The 15,896-nt window shown below is 45.6% G+C and carries 17 protein-coding genes and 1 pseudogene; 15 read left to right on the top strand and 3 right to left on the bottom strand.

Annotation, left to right across the window (positions count from 1 at the left end; translation table 11 throughout):
• Positions 1-83 precede the first annotated feature (83 nt).
• The 6 genes from YH65_RS05415 (at position 84) to YH65_RS05390 (ending at position 6,240) form a co-directional block, all read left to right on the top strand.
• Positions 84-647: a LemA family protein gene (locus tag YH65_RS05415; protein ID WP_046550975.1), complete on the top strand. Its 564-nt coding sequence runs from the start codon at positions 84-86 to the stop codon at positions 645-647.
• A gap of 11 nt (positions 648-658) precedes the next feature.
• The gene (locus YH65_RS05410) at positions 659-2,542 is read left to right on the top strand and encodes a DUF2207 domain-containing protein (RefSeq protein ID WP_046550974.1); all 1,884 of its coding nucleotides are present in this window, start codon (positions 659-661) and stop codon (positions 2,540-2,542) included.
• A gap of 117 nt (positions 2,543-2,659) precedes the next feature.
• The gene (locus YH65_RS05405) at positions 2,660-3,001 is read left to right on the top strand and encodes a hypothetical protein (protein ID WP_046550973.1); all 342 of its coding nucleotides are present in this window, start codon (positions 2,660-2,662) and stop codon (positions 2,999-3,001) included.
• Between the two features lie 350 nt (positions 3,002-3,351).
• Positions 3,352-4,566 carry an S-methyl-5-thioribose kinase gene (gene mtnK, locus YH65_RS05400; RefSeq protein ID WP_046550972.1) on the top strand — a complete coding sequence of 405 codons (1,215 nt, stop codon included), beginning with the start codon at positions 3,352-3,354 and terminating at the stop codon, positions 4,564-4,566.
• 1 nt (position 4,567) lies between these two features.
• The gene (gene mtnA / locus YH65_RS05395) at positions 4,568-5,635 is read left to right on the top strand and encodes an S-methyl-5-thioribose-1-phosphate isomerase (RefSeq protein WP_046550971.1); all 1,068 of its coding nucleotides are present in this window, start codon (positions 4,568-4,570) and stop codon (positions 5,633-5,635) included.
• The gene (locus YH65_RS05390) at positions 5,632-6,240 is read left to right on the top strand and encodes a class II aldolase/adducin family protein (protein WP_046550970.1); all 609 of its coding nucleotides are present in this window, start codon (positions 5,632-5,634) and stop codon (positions 6,238-6,240) included. Before mtnA ends, YH65_RS05390 begins: the two co-directional genes overlap by 4 nt.
• Positions 6,241-6,327: 87 nt before the next feature.
• On the opposite strand, the gene YH65_RS05385 is transcribed toward YH65_RS05390, so the two are convergent.
• On the bottom strand, positions 6,328-8,361 hold the full coding sequence (locus YH65_RS05385) for an ATP-dependent Clp protease ATP-binding subunit (protein ID WP_483855306.1): 2,034 nt from the start codon (positions 8,359-8,361) through the stop codon (positions 6,328-6,330).
• 168 nt (positions 8,362-8,529) lie between these two features.
• Positions 8,530-8,901 (bottom strand): annotated as a pseudogene (locus YH65_RS11785) (Clp protease N-terminal domain-containing protein); the annotation flags it as partial.
• Between the two features lie 147 nt (positions 8,902-9,048).
• Between YH65_RS11785 and YH65_RS05380 the strand changes: the two are divergent.
• From YH65_RS05380 to YH65_RS11535, 9 genes are all read left to right on the top strand, one after another.
• Positions 9,049-9,633 carry a hypothetical protein gene (locus YH65_RS05380; RefSeq protein WP_046550968.1) on the top strand — a complete coding sequence of 195 codons (585 nt, stop codon included), beginning with the start codon at positions 9,049-9,051 and terminating at the stop codon, positions 9,631-9,633.
• Between the two features lie 118 nt (positions 9,634-9,751).
• Positions 9,752-11,128 carry a S41 family peptidase gene (locus YH65_RS05375; protein ID WP_425427568.1) on the top strand — a complete coding sequence of 459 codons (1,377 nt, stop codon included), beginning with the start codon at positions 9,752-9,754 and terminating at the stop codon, positions 11,126-11,128.
• Positions 11,129-11,142: 14 nt separating this feature from the next.
• Positions 11,143-11,862 (top strand): phosphoribosylaminoimidazolesuccinocarboxamide synthase, encoded by a 720-nt coding sequence (gene purC, locus YH65_RS05370; protein ID WP_046552047.1) that lies wholly within the window; start codon positions 11,143-11,145, stop codon positions 11,860-11,862.
• Entirely contained in the window at positions 11,862-12,101 is a 240-nt protein-coding gene (purS, locus tag YH65_RS05365) for a phosphoribosylformylglycinamidine synthase subunit PurS (protein WP_046550966.1), read from the top strand. The genes purC and purS overlap by 1 nt, the downstream gene beginning before the upstream one ends.
• Position 12,102: 1 nt before the next feature.
• Positions 12,103-12,774 carry a phosphoribosylformylglycinamidine synthase subunit PurQ gene (purQ, locus tag YH65_RS05360; protein WP_046550965.1) on the top strand — a complete coding sequence of 224 codons (672 nt, stop codon included), beginning with the start codon at positions 12,103-12,105 and terminating at the stop codon, positions 12,772-12,774.
• Complete coding sequence (locus YH65_RS05355) at positions 12,774-13,817, top strand: SH3 domain-containing protein (protein ID WP_046550964.1); 1,044 nt, start codon at positions 12,774-12,776, stop codon at positions 13,815-13,817. The genes purQ and YH65_RS05355 overlap by 1 nt, the downstream gene beginning before the upstream one ends.
• Positions 13,795-14,505, top strand: a complete 711-nt coding sequence (locus YH65_RS05350) for a lysophospholipid acyltransferase family protein (RefSeq protein WP_046550963.1) — start codon at positions 13,795-13,797, stop codon at positions 14,503-14,505. The genes YH65_RS05355 and YH65_RS05350 overlap by 23 nt, the downstream gene beginning before the upstream one ends.
• A gap of 44 nt (positions 14,506-14,549) precedes the next feature.
• Positions 14,550-14,810: a hypothetical protein gene (locus YH65_RS05345; protein ID WP_046550962.1), complete on the top strand. Its 261-nt coding sequence runs from the start codon at positions 14,550-14,552 to the stop codon at positions 14,808-14,810.
• A gap of 105 nt (positions 14,811-14,915) precedes the next feature.
• Entirely contained in the window at positions 14,916-15,056 is a 141-nt protein-coding gene (locus tag YH65_RS11535) for a hypothetical protein (RefSeq protein ID WP_169745661.1), read from the top strand.
• Between the two features lie 48 nt (positions 15,057-15,104).
• Here YH65_RS11535 and YH65_RS05340 read toward each other — a convergent pair whose 3' ends face one another.
• Entirely contained in the window at positions 15,105-15,848 is a 744-nt protein-coding gene (locus YH65_RS05340; protein WP_046550961.1) for an Hsp20/alpha crystallin family protein, read from the bottom strand.
• Positions 15,849-15,896 lie beyond the last annotated feature (48 nt).

Below are 15,896 nucleotides of genomic sequence, written 5' to 3'. Positions count from 1 at the left end.
CATTTTTCACTGATGTGTAACACATTTTTGACACAAAAACTTGGTATAATGATTTAGATTGAATCAATATTGGGAGGAAAAATATGAGTTTTGGAAATATACTGCTGCTTATCATCGTGGGTATCGGGGCTTACCTGGTTGCGATATACAACAAGTTCGTTTCACTGAGAGCGGGTATCGATGCCGCATGGTCCGATATCGATATACAGCTTAAACGACGTTACGACCTCATACCGGCACTGGTTGATACGGTCAAAGGGTACAAAGAATACGAGGCAGATACACTTGAGAAAGTCATCAAGGCACGCCAGGTTGGCCTTACAGCTGCATCTGTAGATGAAAAAGCTGCTGCGGCCAATATGCTTTCAGGTGCTTTGGGCAAACTCTTCGCACTGGCAGAAGCCTATCCTGACCTGAAAGCCAACGAGAACTTTCTACATCTTCAGGGTGAACTGAGCCGTCTGGAAGAGAGCATTCAAAATGCAAGACGTTACTACAATGCTATCGTCAGAGACTACAATGCGAAACTGGAATCCTTCCCTGACCTCTTTGTCGCACAGAAGTTCAACTTCAAACCCCGTGAGTACTTCCAGCTGGACGAGAGCGAAGCCGAAGCGGTAAAAAAAATGCCGAAGATCGACCTTTAAGCAGTTTTTTCATGCTGAAAAAAACCTTTCTCACTCTGCTTCTTCTGTGTGCGACACAGCTTTGGGCAGAGCGCATCAGCGCCTATACCATCGACATCACGGTTGAACAGAGCGGTGAACTCGCCATCAAAGAATCCATTGACTATGACTTTGAAAATGCGTCAAAACACGGTATTTTCCGTGATATTCCCTTTACCATCAAGTACAGCGGCGTCATCAAAGATCTCGGTCTGCACGCTTTTTCTGTTCAAATGGACGGAAAGCCGGTGATCTGGCAGCAGTCTGTCATGGACTCCGCAAAGGCCGGCAAGGTCATACGTCTCAAGATCGGTAATACCGGCACTTTTGTTACGGGCAAGCACCTTTACACCATCTCCTACCGTGTCAAGAAAGGGGTCCTGCCAGCCGCACAGAATGAATATGACGATGCCATACGCTGGAACATCATTGGAACAGGCTGGGCCGTTTCCATTCGGAATGTGACAGCCAATATTTACCTCCCTCCTTCGCTGAACCAGCAGATGGTCGCAGTCTCGACCTATACAGGACGGTATGGAGAGACCGCATCGGGCGCAACGAGCAGATGGATCGACCCGCAGCATCTTCAGGTAAAGGTACCCTCTTTGCAGCCTTACGAGGGTGCCACGGTCGAACTCGCCTATCCTGCCGATACGCTGGGCCAGAACGGCTGGGACAATGTCAAGGCCTCTTTTACTGAATGGTTTCTTGCCCACTGGCACTGGGGTGCGCTTGTTGGCTATCTGTTCTATTTTTACCGGGCGCTCAAGCTGCATACCGGCTTTGAGGACCGCCGCTCCGTTGCTGTACGCTACGGACCACCAGAAGGTCTCAGTCTTTTGCAGTCAGGGCTTATTCTTGATAAATTCGCCGATGACAAAGATTTTGCTGCAGCAATTTTGGAACTGGCACAGCTCGGATATCTTGAAATATATCATGAATCAAAAAAGACAGACCCCCTGCTCAAAAGAATAGAAAAAGATACCAAAGGACTTACTGCAGACCAGAAATACCTACTTGAGAAAATACTATTCAACGGTACCAGCAGTTTTGTCCTCTCCAAACAATCGGAAACAAAGGCAAAAAAACTTCGCAAAGGCTTTGATGCTATCAATGAACAACTCTACCTATGGTCTGTCATGCAGGGATATATGGGAGAGAACCCCCAAAAAACGAGAAACAGCTTTCTTGTCAAGAGTATTCTCTGGCTGCTTCCCGCTTTTGCTCTGCTGATCTATACCTTTTATCTTACTTATGGCATAGACGTTATCTTCCTGCTGCTCTTTCCCATTGTCTTCATCGGTGCTGGGCTCAGTATCGCGTTCTCGAATAAAGGCTGGTCCTATAAGCTTTACGGACTCATTTTTGCAGTGGCGGGTTCGGGGCCACTGCTCAGTCTGCTTCAATCGGATACGTCGCTGAGCGGACTGCTGACCGGTCCACTCGGCGTTTTCATCGTCTTGCTTCTTGCACTGTTCTATACGTATAAAAAAATAGGGAAATACACCCAGAAAGGTGCCTATGCCCACAAGCAGCTTCTCGGCTTCAAGGAGTTCATAGCACGCGTTAAAGAAGATGAGCTCAAAAGACGACTGGCACTCGACCCTCTCTATCTTGAAAAGACCCTGCCCTATGCTGTTCTCTTTGGTGAGACTAAACACTGGCTCTCTTTTTTCCCTCTGCTGGAGGTTACTTCACCCAACTGGTACCACGGAGATCTCGATGATATAGATGACTTCATTTCCAATGTCACAACAACATCCACATCGCCTTCAAACAGCGATATGAGCAGCGGTATGAGCGGCGGTGGCGGTTTTTCAGGGGGAGGAGGGTTCTCCGGCGGCGGTGGTGGTGGCGGTGGCGGCGGAAGCTGGTAATTTTCGGATGTTTCCCTACTGCACCAATCAAGCTTGTGATACATTTGTAAAAGGGTTAAAATATGACAATTTGACATATTACTGCCCTTTTGGTTCCATATTTACTACAATTCCCCTATGTATCAAAAGAAAAAAGAACGTCTTTACATTACAGAACTTTTGGAAGATCCGGCTGTGTCCTATCCTTCCTTTTATATACTGAGCAGTTCCATGTTCAAAAACGAGATGCTGCATTCTGCAATCATCGCTCTGCACAGTTTTGATTTTTCCTGGTATGAAATACCAAAAACATATGAAGATATCTTTGCCATGTTCCATTCCGGGACCTTTCCCCTCTATAAAGAGAAATATGTTGTCGGGTATTTTGGAAACAAGATGATGTATCTTGAAAGCAACGGATGGAAGGGAATGCCCGCTACAACGGACATTTTCAAGCTTGAGAACTGGCTGGTATGCTAATTTTTCAAAAAAGATAAAAATTATTCATTCAATTAAGACAAATTTTATCTTAATTAGTTATACTTCCACATATCTTAGGGATCGGAAAGACATTTTTTATTCTTCCTCCTTTTTTAAAAACGTCAATGTGCTAACTACCCATTACCACATACCTCCTCCTAAACCTCCGGTTCCTAAGATTACTACCACACACACTTTAAACCACAGAATCTTTTTTTACTCCTACTCTGGGAAAACAAGTAAAGCCAATATTTATAAAAAAGAAGTACCAAGCTCACAGTTGAACAACCGTTTCTTTTAGCAAACCAACTCTTTGCTATAATTACCCCAACCAATAAATGGAGCTGACCATGGCCTATACGATTCTCGATACTTCGAACCTCGAAGCCTATCTCTTTTCACTACCCCAGATAAAATCTTTTTTCAATACCGACGCACTCCTCATCAATGAGATCGGCGACGGGAACCTGAACTTCGTTTTTCTGGTGACATCCGCCGATGATGCTTCCAAACAGCTCATCCTCAAGCAGGCAGTACCATACCTGCGCTGTGTGGGAGAAAGCTATCCTCTCTCAAAGGAGAGGATGACCTATGAGATCCGGTCCATGGAACGTTTCAGCGAACTCAGCCCGCATATTCCCAAAATTTACCACTTTGACGAAGAGATGAGCATGATAATCATGGAGTACCTTGGAGAACATATCATCATGCGTAAAGGGATGATAGATGGGGTCAAATACCCGAAATTTGCAGAGCACATCAGCTCTTTTCTGGCAGAAACACTTTTCAAGACCTCTTCACTCTATCTTTCAAGCAGTGAGAAAAGAGAGCTGACTGCACAGTTCATAGGCAATAGCGAACTCTGTAAGCTTACGGAAGATTTCGTCTTTACAGCACCGTTTATGGAGCATGAGACGAATGCCGAACTCCCCGAACTCTCGGATGAAGCGGAGCGCATCACCAAAGACCTTGAACTGAAAACAAAGATACTGCAGCTCAAACACAAATTCATAAACCGGTGCGATGCCCTGATACACGGCGATCTGCATACGGGTTCCATTATGATCAACGAAGAAGAAACTTATGTGATAGACTCCGAATTTGCTTTTGTCGGTCCCATGGGCTTTGATGTGGGAGCACTCATTGCCAATCTGGCGATGTCGTGGGTCTCCCATACCGTACTCGATGAAACATCCGACTATGCTGACTGGATACTCCGGACCATTGAAGAGGTGTGGCAGAAGTTTGAAAAGAAATTCCTGCAACTCTGGGATGAAACGAAAGAGAGCGCTCTCTTTGCCAAGGGGTTTGCCGACACTCAGATACGCAAAGCATATCAGGAAGAGTACATGCTTGCCCTACTTCGGGAAAGCATCGGTTTTGCAGGATGCAAGATCATACGAAGGCAGTTCGGCATTGCGGGCGTTGACGATATCAGAGGGATAGAAGATGCCCAAAAGCGTGAAGCAGCGAATCGTCTTGCCATCAAGATCGGTGAAAGATTCATCAAAGAACATAATATATTAAATAATATAAACAATGCGATGACATTGATAAAGGCGTAATATGCAGGGACAATACAGGCCACTATGGCTCAATGAAAATAGTGCTCTCGAAGTACTCGACCAGCGGTATCTTCCCCATGAAAAAAGAGTACGCGTACTCAAAAGCGGTGCGGATGCGATAGAAGCCATCAGCGACATGACCGTCCGGGGTGCCGGGGTCATCGGCAATGTTGCGGCGATGGGTGTCTACCTGCTTGCCCGTGAATTCGGAGACGACAAAAAGCGTATCAGGGAAGAAGCCATGAAGCTGCGCGCCTCCCGGCCTACGGCAGTGAACTTGATGTGGGCGGTGGACAGGATGCTGAATGTCATAGAAAAGAGTGATGATGTGCTTGCTGACGCAAAAGCGGAAGCCATTGCCATCTGTGATGAAGATGTCAAGCGCAGCGAAGCAATCGGTAAGATAGGCTGCAACATCATCGAGAAGATCATGGAGGAGAAGAAGCTTGAAAAGATCAATATACTCACCCATTGCAATGCAGGCTGGCTTGCCATCATAGACAGCGGGACCGCGCTGGCACCCATCTACGAGGCCCACAAAAGAGGTATCGATATGCATGTCTGGGTCGATGAGACCCGTCCCCGGAACCAGGGAGCGAACCTGACCTCCTGGGAACTCTCCGATGCAGGCATAGACCACACCATCATCGCCGACAACACCGGTGGACATCTCATGCAGCACGATATGGTTGACATGGTCATCACCGGAGCAGACAGGGTCACCCGCTGCGGTGATGCCGCGAATAAGATAGGCACATACCTCAAAGCACTGGCTGCCAATGATAACGGTATCCCCTTCTATATCGCCCTGCCCCTGAGTACTTTCGATCCGGAAAGTTGTAACGGTGTGGAGGAGATCGAGATAGAGATGAGAAGCGAAGACGAGATCCACATCATGAGAGGGATAGACAAAGAGGGCAAAGCACAGGAACTGCGTATTACTCCTATAGGAAGCAAAGGAGCCAACTACGGTTTCGATGTCACCCCCGCCCGGCTCATCACGGGACTCATTACCGAGGAGGGCATCATAGAGCCGAATGAAACGGCGATCAGAGAGATCATCTTATGATAGACGGTATCATCAAGTACAGTATAGATCATGAGATCGCAGACACTCCTCTCTTTTCAGACTATGGGGAACTTGAAGCATTGCGCAGACGTCTCTTTGCTCTGGGTCTCATAGGAGAGAAGGACGGTATAGGCTATGGAAATATCTCCATGCGTTATGACGACACGGACACATTCTTCATCACGGCAACACAGACAGGAAAGATGCCGGTCCTTCCTCCCGAGTACTACTCATTTGTCCATGCCTACGATTTCGGCACATTCAAGATCGACTCCAAAGGCAGGCATGAACCGAGCAGCGAAGCGCTCAGCCATGCGATGATCTACGCGATAGATAAGCGGATCAAAGCAGTGATCCACGTACACTCTATGGCACTCTGGAACCTTATGAAAAGCAAAGAATACCTCGCCACTACGGCAGAGTACGGCACGGCAGAAATGGCCGAAGAGATCGCTGGACTCTACAAAGAGCACGATCCCCTCGAAAACAATGCATTTGTCATGAAAGGCCATGAGGAAGGCATCATCACCTTTGGCAGAAGAGTGGAAGAAGCAGAGTTGGCGCTTTATAGCATTTTAAAAGCCTGTTTGGAAGAGGCAGTATAGATAAAGATATTTATCTCGGATATGGAAATATTTGGAATGTAGTATGGGATTAAGTAAAAAAGAGACCCGAAAGGGTCTCTTGAAGGTTTAGGATATGTGGACTTCGATCTCACCATTTTGGACATCGAACTCGATATTGCTGCCTTCAACGACTTTGTCTTCGAGGATGAGTTCGGCCAGTCTGTCCTCGACCACTTCATAGAGTGCTCTTTTGAGTGGTCTTGCACCGTAAACAGGATCGAAGCCTGCTTCTGCGATGTAGGCTTTGGCAGCCGGTGTAAGCGTGATGGTAATGTCACGCTCTGCCAGCTTCGCCTGAATACTCTTAAAGAGAATATCTACAATATTGGTGATCGCATCGAGATCGAGCGGATTGAAGATAACGATGTCATCGAGACGGTTGAGGAACTCCGGCTTGAAATGGAGTTTCAACTCGTCGTTGACCGCTTTTCTTCTGTCCTCGGGATCCTTGAACTCCATAATCTTGCTTGACGCAATGTTGGAGGTCATGATGATGATGGTATTCTTAAAGTCCACCGTCACCCCTTTGTTGTCTGTCAGACGTCCGTCGTCAAGTACCTGAAGCAGTGTATTGAACACATCAGGATGCGCCTTTTCGATCTCGTCGAAGAGTACGACCGAGTAAGGCTTTCTTCTCACCGCTTCGGTCAATTGTCCGCCCTCTTCATACCCGACATATCCCGGAGGTGCACCGACCAGTCTGCTGGCGGCATGTTTCTCCATATATTCACTCATATCGATACGGATGAGCGACTTCTCAGAGTCGAAGAGGAACTTCGCAAGCGTTTTGGCCACCTGGGTTTTACCGACCCCTGTAGGCCCGAGAAACATGAAACTTCCGATAGGTCTGTTCACATCGCTGAGTCCCGCTTTGTTACGCTTGATGGCTCGTGCAACCGCTTTCAGCGCCTCTTCCTGTCCGACGACCTCCTCTTTGAGGACATCTTCGATGTGCAGGATTTTGTCCTTCTCGCTTTGTAGCATCTTGTTAACCGGAATGCCTGTCCAGCGGCTGATGATACTGGCGATCATCTCTTCGTCAACTGAGTTCTTGAGAAGTGTACCCTCTGACATCATTTGGGTCCACTTGTCCTCAAGCGCTTTGAGCTCTTCCTGTTTTGCAGGGATCTGTCCATATTCGATCTCGGCAGCTTTGTTGAAGTCACCTTCACGCTTGACCTGCTCCGCCTGCACCCTGAGAGACTCGATGGCACTTTTTACTTCTGCGATCTGGTTGAAGACCTCTTTTTCGTTCTCGAACTTGTTCTGCAGTGAAACACGGCGTTCTTCGAGATCTGCAAGCTCTTTTTCTATCTCTTCGAGACGTGCGGTGTTCTTTTCGCTCTCTTCCATCTTGAGAGCCTCTCTCTCTACCTGAAGCGTAGATATCTCACGTTTGATCTTTGCAAGTTCTGTCGGCTCACTTTCGATCTGCATCTTCAGTTCCGCCGCCGCTTCGTCGATCAGGTCAATCGCCTTGTCAGGCAGGAACCTGTCAGTGATGTAACGGTCTGAGAGTTTTGCAGCCGCAACAAGCGCACTGTCGGTAATAACGACATTGTGATGTGTCTCGAGACGGTCTTTGATCCCTCTAAGGATCTGTAATGCTTCGTTGATGCTAGGCTCATCGACTTTAACCGGCTGGAAACGTCTCTGGAGCGCCGCATCTTTCTCAAAGTACTTTCTGTACTCTTTCAGGGTCGTCGCACCGATGGTATGCAGTTCACCACGTGCCAGTGCAGGCTTGAGAATGTTGGCAGCGTCCATACTTCCCTCACTCGCACCCGCACCGACAATAGTATGGATCTCATCGATGAAAAGGATGACATTACCCGCTTCCTTGACTTCGTCAACAACCGCTTTGAGCCTGTCCTCAAATTCACCTCTGTATTTCGCACCGGCAATCAGACGGCTCATGTCGAGTGAAATCACACGCATGTTTTGCAGACTCAACGGCACTTCTTTGTTGACGATACGCTGTGCCAAGCCTTCAACGATGGCTGTTTTACCTGTTCCCGGCTCTCCGATAAGGATAGGGTTGTTCTTGGTCTTTCTGATGAGGATCTGCATGACACGCTGTACCTCTTCATCTCTTCCAATGACCGGATCAAGCTCGCCGTCCAGTGCTTTCTGGTTCAGGTCAATCCCGTACTGTCCCAGTGCTTCAAGTGTCTCGTCACCGGATTGTGACTCGATCTGCTTGCCACCGCGGATGGACTCCAGTGTTTTCTTGAATTCCGAGATATCGACATACTTGCCCAGTATATCTCTGATGAAACTCTCATCTGCATTGGCGAGCAGCCATGCATCGACTGCCAGGTACTGATCTCCGTTGGCCGCCATGACACCCTCTGCGTTCTGTAGTGAACGCACGAGGTTCTGCCCCAGCTTGATGTTCTCTTTGGTCACCGTTGAGACTGTCGGCAGTTTGTTCGCCACGGATTTGGCTTCCAGTTCAACTGCAGCCCTCTCGACGTTCATTTTATTCAGCGCCTGGTTCAGAATGGAATTGCTGTTGGTCAACAATGCCCATATAAGATGGATAGGTTCCACTTCCTGGTTTTTATTGTGTAATGCGAGTGATACTCCCGATTCGATAGTACCCTGCATTTGGTTGGTTAATTTCTCTAAAATACTCATAACACTCTCCTGATAATTAATTTTACGTATTATACAACTTTAGTCACTCTATGTCAAGTTTATTTACTAATATTATTTAATTTCTTCTAACATATATATTTTGCTATACTTTTCCAAAATAAAACTCTCTAATAAGGATGAACAATTATGAAAAAATTGATCTGCACCGCTGTTATTTTCACTCTGCTTGGTACTTTCCTGCAAGCAGAACAAGCAAAAGAGATGGAGCCCATAGATATGTTTGAATATATGAAAAGCGCGCTCAAGGGCGAATGGAAACTCTCTCCGGCAGACAAACAGACAGATACGACCGGTGCCTACAAGAACCCATATGTCCTTCCTCTGGTAGGTACAGATGCGACAGGCGTTGCCTACAAGTTCATCGGTTTTGGTTCAACGCTGCAGGAAGACTTGCTGCCCAATACAAAAAAACAGATGGTCACTATGTATCACTGTGATGACTATGTGGACTGTACACAGATCCTTGCAACACACTACTGCACCAAAATGAATCAGCCGCAGTTCATTATGGATTTGAAACATTCCAACAAAGAGAAAATTATTTTTAACTGCGATATGAAGACGAAACTCTGTAACTCCAACGAAGACCACATTCATAAGATCATCCTGGAGTTTTCCAACAATGGTAATCATCTCAAATCCTCCTATCTTGGCTGGACAGACCAAAAACCCAATAAAAAAAATTCTATCTATCATTTCGACAAAAAATAGAAGGTATGCCACCCTGCACTGCAGAGCGGTTTAATTACCGTTTACCCTGCTCCTTTATAGTGTTAGACAGCAACCTCTTAGAGAGATTTCTATAAAATAACACACTAATTTACGGAGCATATTATCCATGATCAAAAAAAGTAAAAAAATCATTGCTGCTGGACTCATTTCTACTCTGACAGCCGCCTATCTTTTCGGGGGTTATGCCCAGGCAAAGAATATCAAGACCGAATCTACCGCAAAAGAAAAGCTTGAAGCGTACATCAAATTCACCCAGATCCTCAACGTGATAGAAAAAGAGTACGTCGATGAAACAAACACGACCGACCTTATAGACAAAGCGCTTAAAGGCCTGATGAGCAACCTGGACTCACACTCTTCCTTTATGAATACCAAAGAGTACAAAGACCTTACCGTGCAGACCAAAGGTGAATTTGGGGGCTTGGGTATCTCTGTGGGTATGAAAGATGGTGCACTTACTGTTATTGCCCCACTGGAGGGTACGCCCGCCATGAAAGCCGGTGTCAAAGCCGGAGATATCATCCTCAAGATCAATGACAAAGCGACCATCGGCATGAGCATCGATGAGTCGGTCAAGCTGATGAGAGGTAAGCCGGGAACGGACATCGAACTGACCGTGGTCAGAAAAGATGCTCCCAAGCCGATTGTCATCAAGATCACAAGAGATATCATCAAGATACAGTCCGTCTATGCCAAGAAATTCAAAACAGACAAGAACCTTCTCTATCTGTATGTCACATCATTCGATCAAAAGGTCGTAGAAAACACCAAGAAAGCCATCAAGGAACACAAAAATACCGAAGGGATCATTCTCGACCTGAGAAACAATCCCGGTGGACTGCTTGACCAGGCTGTCGGGCTTGTAGATATGTTCGTGGACCACGGTGTTATTGTCAGCCAGAGAGGTCGTGTCAAAACAGAAAATGTCGAATACAAAGCGACCAAACCCAATACCGATACCCAAACACCGATGGTCGTGCTTGTCAACGGCGGTTCGGCAAGTGCCAGTGAGATCGTCTCAGGTGCACTGCAGGATTTCAACCGTTCCATCGTGGTAGGAGAAAAAACCTTCGGCAAAGGTTCCGTACAGGTGGTCATGCCCGTAGGAGCCAATGAAGCGCTCAAGTTGACAGTGGCCCGATACTACCTGCCAAGCGGCCGTACTATTCAGGCGAAAGGCGTGACACCTGACATTATAGTACACTCCGGTGAGATCCCCAGAAAACAGGACTCTCTCTACCTGAAAGAGTCCAACCTTAAAAAGCACCTTGAAGTCGAACTTGCAAAGATCGACGCGAATGCGACGAAGAAATCGATCAGAGTGGACATCAATGCCACTGACGGCAATACCACAGTATCGGCAGATGACAACAAAACAATCATCTCTGAAGATATGCTCTACAAAGATGCACAGCTGAAGATCGGTGTGGATATTCTCAAAGCACTGGTAATTACAAAAAAAGGAAAGAAATAATGGTATCTGATCCCATGGTCAAAGAGGCACTTGTCTATGAAGGGAAAGCGAAAAAGATCTGGTCGACTGAATATCCGGACCTTTACATTTCGGAATTCAAAGATGATCTTACTGCATTCAACGGTGAAAAAAAATCAAGTGAAGAGGGTAAAGGGGCTCTGAACAACAAGATATCCACAGAACTTTTCAAATACCTCAATAAAAAAGGTATTCCTACCCACTTTGTGGAAATGCTTGATGACAACCATATGCTTCATAAAAAAGCAGACGTCATCCTCATCGAAGTGATCGTAAGAAACATCGCCACAGGAAGTCTCAGCAGAAATCTTGGCATCGAAGACGGAAAAGTACTTCCTTTCACTCTGGTCGAATTCGACTACAAGAATGATGAACTCGGTGATCCGAAACTCAATGACCAGCACTGCCTCATACTGAACCTCGTCAATGATACTTCCGAACTTGACTACATTCGCTATATGGCAAGACGCATCAATGACCTGCTCAAGGCATTCTATGCCCAGCGCAATTTGACATTGGTTGACTTCAAGCTTGAGTTCGGCCGTGATATGGACGGTAATATCATTCTCATTGATGAGCTCAGTCCGGACAACTTCAGGCTCTGGGATTCCGAGAGCGGAGAGAGCATGGACAAAGACCGTTTCCGACAGGGTCTCGGCGGACTCAAAGTAGCGTACGAAGAAGTACTTAACAGAATTTTAGGGGAGATGAAATAATGACAACAGCAATCATAAATGTATTTTTGAAAGAGGGTGTACTCGACCCGCAGGGAAAAGCGGCACACCACGCCTTGGATTCACTCGGATTCAAAGGCGTTAAGGATGTACGTATCGGCAAGCAGATCGTACTGCAGCTCGATGTAGACAAGGAAAAAGCGGAAGCAGAAGTAAAAGAGATGTGCGAAACCCTGCTGGCCAACACGGTCATCGAAGATTATACGATAGAGATCAAGTAAGATGAAAGTAGCAGTATTACGATTTCCGGGAACGAACTGCGAGTTTGATACCCAGTACGCTTTCGAAAAGCTGGGGCACGAAACAGCGTTAGTATGGCATGAAGATGAAACTCTGCCTGAGGCGACAGACCTTGTCGTCGTACCTGGAGGATTCTCATACGGAGACTACCTCCGTTCCGGTTCCATCGCACGATTCTCTCCTGTTATGAAAGCAGTGAAGGCCTATGCAGACAATGGCGGGAAAGTGCTCGGTATCTGTAACGGCTTCCAGATATTGACCGAAGCGGGCATGCTGCCCGGAGCACTGAAGCGAAACAATAATCTTCACTTCATTTCCAAATATCAGAACCTCTGTGTGGTTAACAATGACAATGCTTTTTTAAACCAGTGTGAAAAAGATGAAGTGCTCAATATACCTATCGCTCATGCAGACGGGAACTACTATATCGATGATGAAAGACTGGAAAAACTTGAAGCCAACGGACAGGTTCTCCTCAGATACTCAGACGCCGAGGGCAACAGAGTGGTCGTGAATGGTTCTGTTACTTCCATTGCCGGTGTCTGTAACGCATCTAAGAATGTCTTTGGACTTATGCCCCACCCGGAACGTGCCCTCGAAGCGATCCTTGGAAGCGAAGACGGTATCCGTATGCTCAAAGGTTTTGAAGCCTAATGCCGTTGCTGCGTTCACTCGGCTTTATGCTTATGGTAGTATTTACCTTCACTACCCTATTGAACGCACAGGCGGAATACAAATACAGCTATATCCCCAAAAAAGTCTATGAGCACCAGCTTTTTCCTGTCACGGTGATCGATGTAGCAAGTGAAAAAGATGACAACCCCCAGTTCCAGTTCGATCCCACCAGTCCCATTCAGCCTATATTCAAAGACCCCCTGGTCGTTCGTAACGGCAACGACAGCTTTTACACCTTCTATTTCAAGGCTGACACGGTCGATATCAAGATACCGAGGCTTTTCATTGTTTCACCTAGTGTAGATACTTCTCTGGAGCCACAGTTCATTCCGATGGCACACCTCAAACCCAGAGAGGACTTTTGCGGTGTACTTGCTGCAGATATGAAGATAAAGGGTTCGCAGGTTTCCAACTATGACGAAAAAAATCACCTCGTCACACTCTCTATAGAAGCTTTCGAAGCGAACCTTGAAGATATGCATCTTAAAAGTGCCGAAGAGTCGGGTATTGAAGATCTTCAAAGAGATTTTGCCAAAGTAAAAGCAGAATTCTATGTTGTCGTGCCGCTTGAACAGAAAAGCATCAGGTTCACCTACTTCAACACTATCAAGAACCAGTATGTCTTTCTTGAAGCATCGGCAGAACTTGCAGATGATACCGTCGTCACCCAGTCCGATCTGAACCCCAAAGAGGACAGTTATGAAAAACTGAAGAAATATACCTTCATATTTCTCGTAGGATTTTTCTTTCTGATGTTCCTCATTAAAAGGGATTTTTTCTTTCTTGTGTTGGGGGTCGTCTCACTCATTACCCTTTTGACTTTCTACATACCGCACAGAAAGATCTGCGTCAAACAGGGTGCTCCGCTCTATTTGCTGCCTACATATAACAGCTCCATAGGTACCAAAATAGACGAAGACCTGAAAACACCTCTGCTGGGAGAGCGCGGGGAATTTCTCAAAATAGAATACAAAAACGGAATTATAGGATGGGTCAAAAATGAAGATCTTTGCGAAAATTAGATTTGGATGGAATGCCTTTGTCATTGCCGTAAACACCGGCCTGATCATGATACCTGCGATCATACTCTTCCCAAAGTATAAAGGTCCCATTATGCACCACCTGAACCGCCTTTCGCTCTTTTTGATGGGTGCCCAAGCCGTTCAGGAAGGCGAAATGGACCCTGAAGCCGATATGATCGTAATGAACCATCAGGGTATTGTCGATATTATCGGTATGGAAGCTTTGCAGAACAACCATCTCAGATGGGTTGCCAAAAAAGAACTCTTCAGCATGCCTCTCTACGGATATCTGTTGCGCTTTGGAGACATGATCTCACTTGACAGAAGCAGCAAGGCCGGCCTGATCAAACTGATGAAGGATGTCAAAGAGTCTATAGAGGAAAAACACCGTGCCGTTGCCATCTTCCCTGAAGGGACCAGAGCCAAAGACCAGAAAGTCCTTCCCTTCAAGCAGGGAACCAAAATGATCGCCGAGAAACTTAAACTGAAAGTACAGCCGGTCGTGATCACCGGAAGCAAACAGGTCGTGAACGAACATGAAAAAACTGGTCACGGTGGTACAATTCACTACAAATTCCTACCGACCGTTGATGTGGAAAAAGAGGACAAAGAATGGTTCGACAAAATTCACGATCAGATGCAAAAAGAGATAGACAACGAATACACAAAGCACCATCGCAGCCGTTAATACCATAAAGGATACGGCCAATCCACAAAATAACAGGAAAAACATTGTCAATATTAAAAAAAGAGATAGAAAAACATATAAAAAAACTGGTCCATCCACTCAAAGAAGAAAAGGAACTGCTTTTGGCACTCAAAGCAAAACTGACGAAGAAAGAGCTTAAGCTACTGAAAGCCTGGACTGAAGAGACCCCTCTTGAAGAGATAAAGGCAAAGCTCCACCTTGACGAGCAGCACTACGCTGATCTTTCCACCAAGCTCATCAAAAAGCTCAATCAGGAGAAGATCAAACAGGCAATCTGCCTTTAAACAATTCAGGCTATCCCATACCTTTAAGTCTTTTTGCACTATTATATAATTTAAGGAAAGATTATTAATCATATAATCTTCCCAAAACACTTCAAAGGATCTAAAATGCTAAAAAAGAAGAAGATCAAGAAGATCATCAAAAAAGAGTTCGAAAACAGATATAGAAAAGAGTTGAAACAGGAGATAAAAAAACACATCAAAGACTACAAGAAAAAAGAGAGAGCCGAAAAAAAGAAAAAGAAGTGATCCTGACGCTATTTCAACTGTTGAGCAAGCCGAATGGCCTGCTCCACTTTAACTCATTGTAGGAATATCACTTTTTATTTTCATAGGTTTAATCGTAACATTACCTTCTTTCTGAGGTGTGTTTTTCTGCTCTTTTTTCTCTTCTGTAATCTCTGAGCTTCCCTGTTTTTTCACCTCTTTCTTTTCATAGTTTGGTTTAGGCACCACTACCTTCGCATTGGTTTTCTCACGTTTCATTAACGTTGGTACCGTACCGACTTTATTGGTTTTTACAGCTGATTTTTTCTTACCTATACTTATAAGCAATTTTCCATTTTTATAGGCTGTACTAATCACTGATTCATCAGCATCGACAGGAAGGGAAGTACTTTGCTGGTACATTCTGACCGAGCGAGACTGGCTTACACCATATTGATTCTTCTCTTCTTTCTTCTGCACGATCTTCGCAGTAATGTTCATCATACCATTGGCAGTATTGATATCGATATGGTTCTCTTTACTTTCAGGGATACTGGTCACAAGTTCATAATGATCACCTTTATCCACAAGCTGGTTCTGTACGGCCATTTTGTAGGTTCCCAGTGGGCTTACAAGGCCTGATGAACGCTGATTCATGCGATGCTGCATTCTCTCGAACATTTTGTCCATATTTTTTTGCATCTGCATCATCTCTTTGAATATATCATCTCCGAACGGATCATTGAAGAATGGATCATTGAACGGATCACTTGCATGAAGGGAGAGTGCAGTTACGACCGGTAAGGCCAAAAGTAATAATTTTTTCTTTAACATGAATTGCTCCTTATAACTGTTTTTCACATTATAGAAAGTAAAGTTTAA

It is taken from the genome of Sulfurovum lithotrophicum, from assembly GCF_000987835.1.
Taxonomy (GTDB): Bacteria; Campylobacterota; Campylobacteria; order Campylobacterales; family Sulfurovaceae; genus Sulfurovum; species Sulfurovum lithotrophicum.
This window is presented reverse-complemented; position numbering and strand designations above follow the sequence as displayed.

Excerpts from the sequence above, each read along its gene's own strand:
- YH65_RS05340 (WP_046550961.1), bottom strand. The coding sequence starts at position 15,848 with ATGTTAAAGAAAAAATTATTACTTTTGGCCTTACCGGTCGTAACTGCA.
- YH65_RS11535 (WP_169745661.1), top strand. The coding sequence starts at position 14,916 with ATGCTAAAAAAGAAGAAGATCAAGAAGATCATCAAAAAAGAGTTCGAA.
- purQ (WP_046550965.1), top strand. The coding sequence starts at position 12,103 with ATGAAAGTAGCAGTATTACGATTTCCGGGAACGAACTGCGAGTTTGAT.
- purC (WP_046552047.1), top strand. The coding sequence starts at position 11,143 with ATGGTCAAAGAGGCACTTGTCTATGAAGGGAAAGCGAAAAAGATCTGG.
- YH65_RS05410 (WP_046550974.1), top strand. The coding sequence starts at position 659 with ATGCTGAAAAAAACCTTTCTCACTCTGCTTCTTCTGTGTGCGACACAG.
- mtnA (WP_046550971.1), top strand. The coding sequence starts at position 4,568 with ATGCAGGGACAATACAGGCCACTATGGCTCAATGAAAATAGTGCTCTC.
- YH65_RS05355 (WP_046550964.1), top strand. The coding sequence starts at position 12,774 with ATGCCGTTGCTGCGTTCACTCGGCTTTATGCTTATGGTAGTATTTACC.
- YH65_RS05380 (WP_046550968.1), top strand. The coding sequence starts at position 9,049 with ATGAAAAAATTGATCTGCACCGCTGTTATTTTCACTCTGCTTGGTACT.
- YH65_RS05390 (WP_046550970.1), top strand. The coding sequence starts at position 5,632 with ATGATAGACGGTATCATCAAGTACAGTATAGATCATGAGATCGCAGAC.
- YH65_RS05415 (WP_046550975.1), top strand. The coding sequence starts at position 84 with ATGAGTTTTGGAAATATACTGCTGCTTATCATCGTGGGTATCGGGGCT.
- mtnK (WP_046550972.1), top strand. The coding sequence starts at position 3,352 with ATGGCCTATACGATTCTCGATACTTCGAACCTCGAAGCCTATCTCTTT.
- YH65_RS05350 (WP_046550963.1), top strand. The coding sequence starts at position 13,795 with ATGAAGATCTTTGCGAAAATTAGATTTGGATGGAATGCCTTTGTCATT.
- purS (WP_046550966.1), top strand. The coding sequence starts at position 11,862 with ATGACAACAGCAATCATAAATGTATTTTTGAAAGAGGGTGTACTCGAC.
- YH65_RS05405 (WP_046550973.1), top strand. The coding sequence starts at position 2,660 with ATGTATCAAAAGAAAAAAGAACGTCTTTACATTACAGAACTTTTGGAA.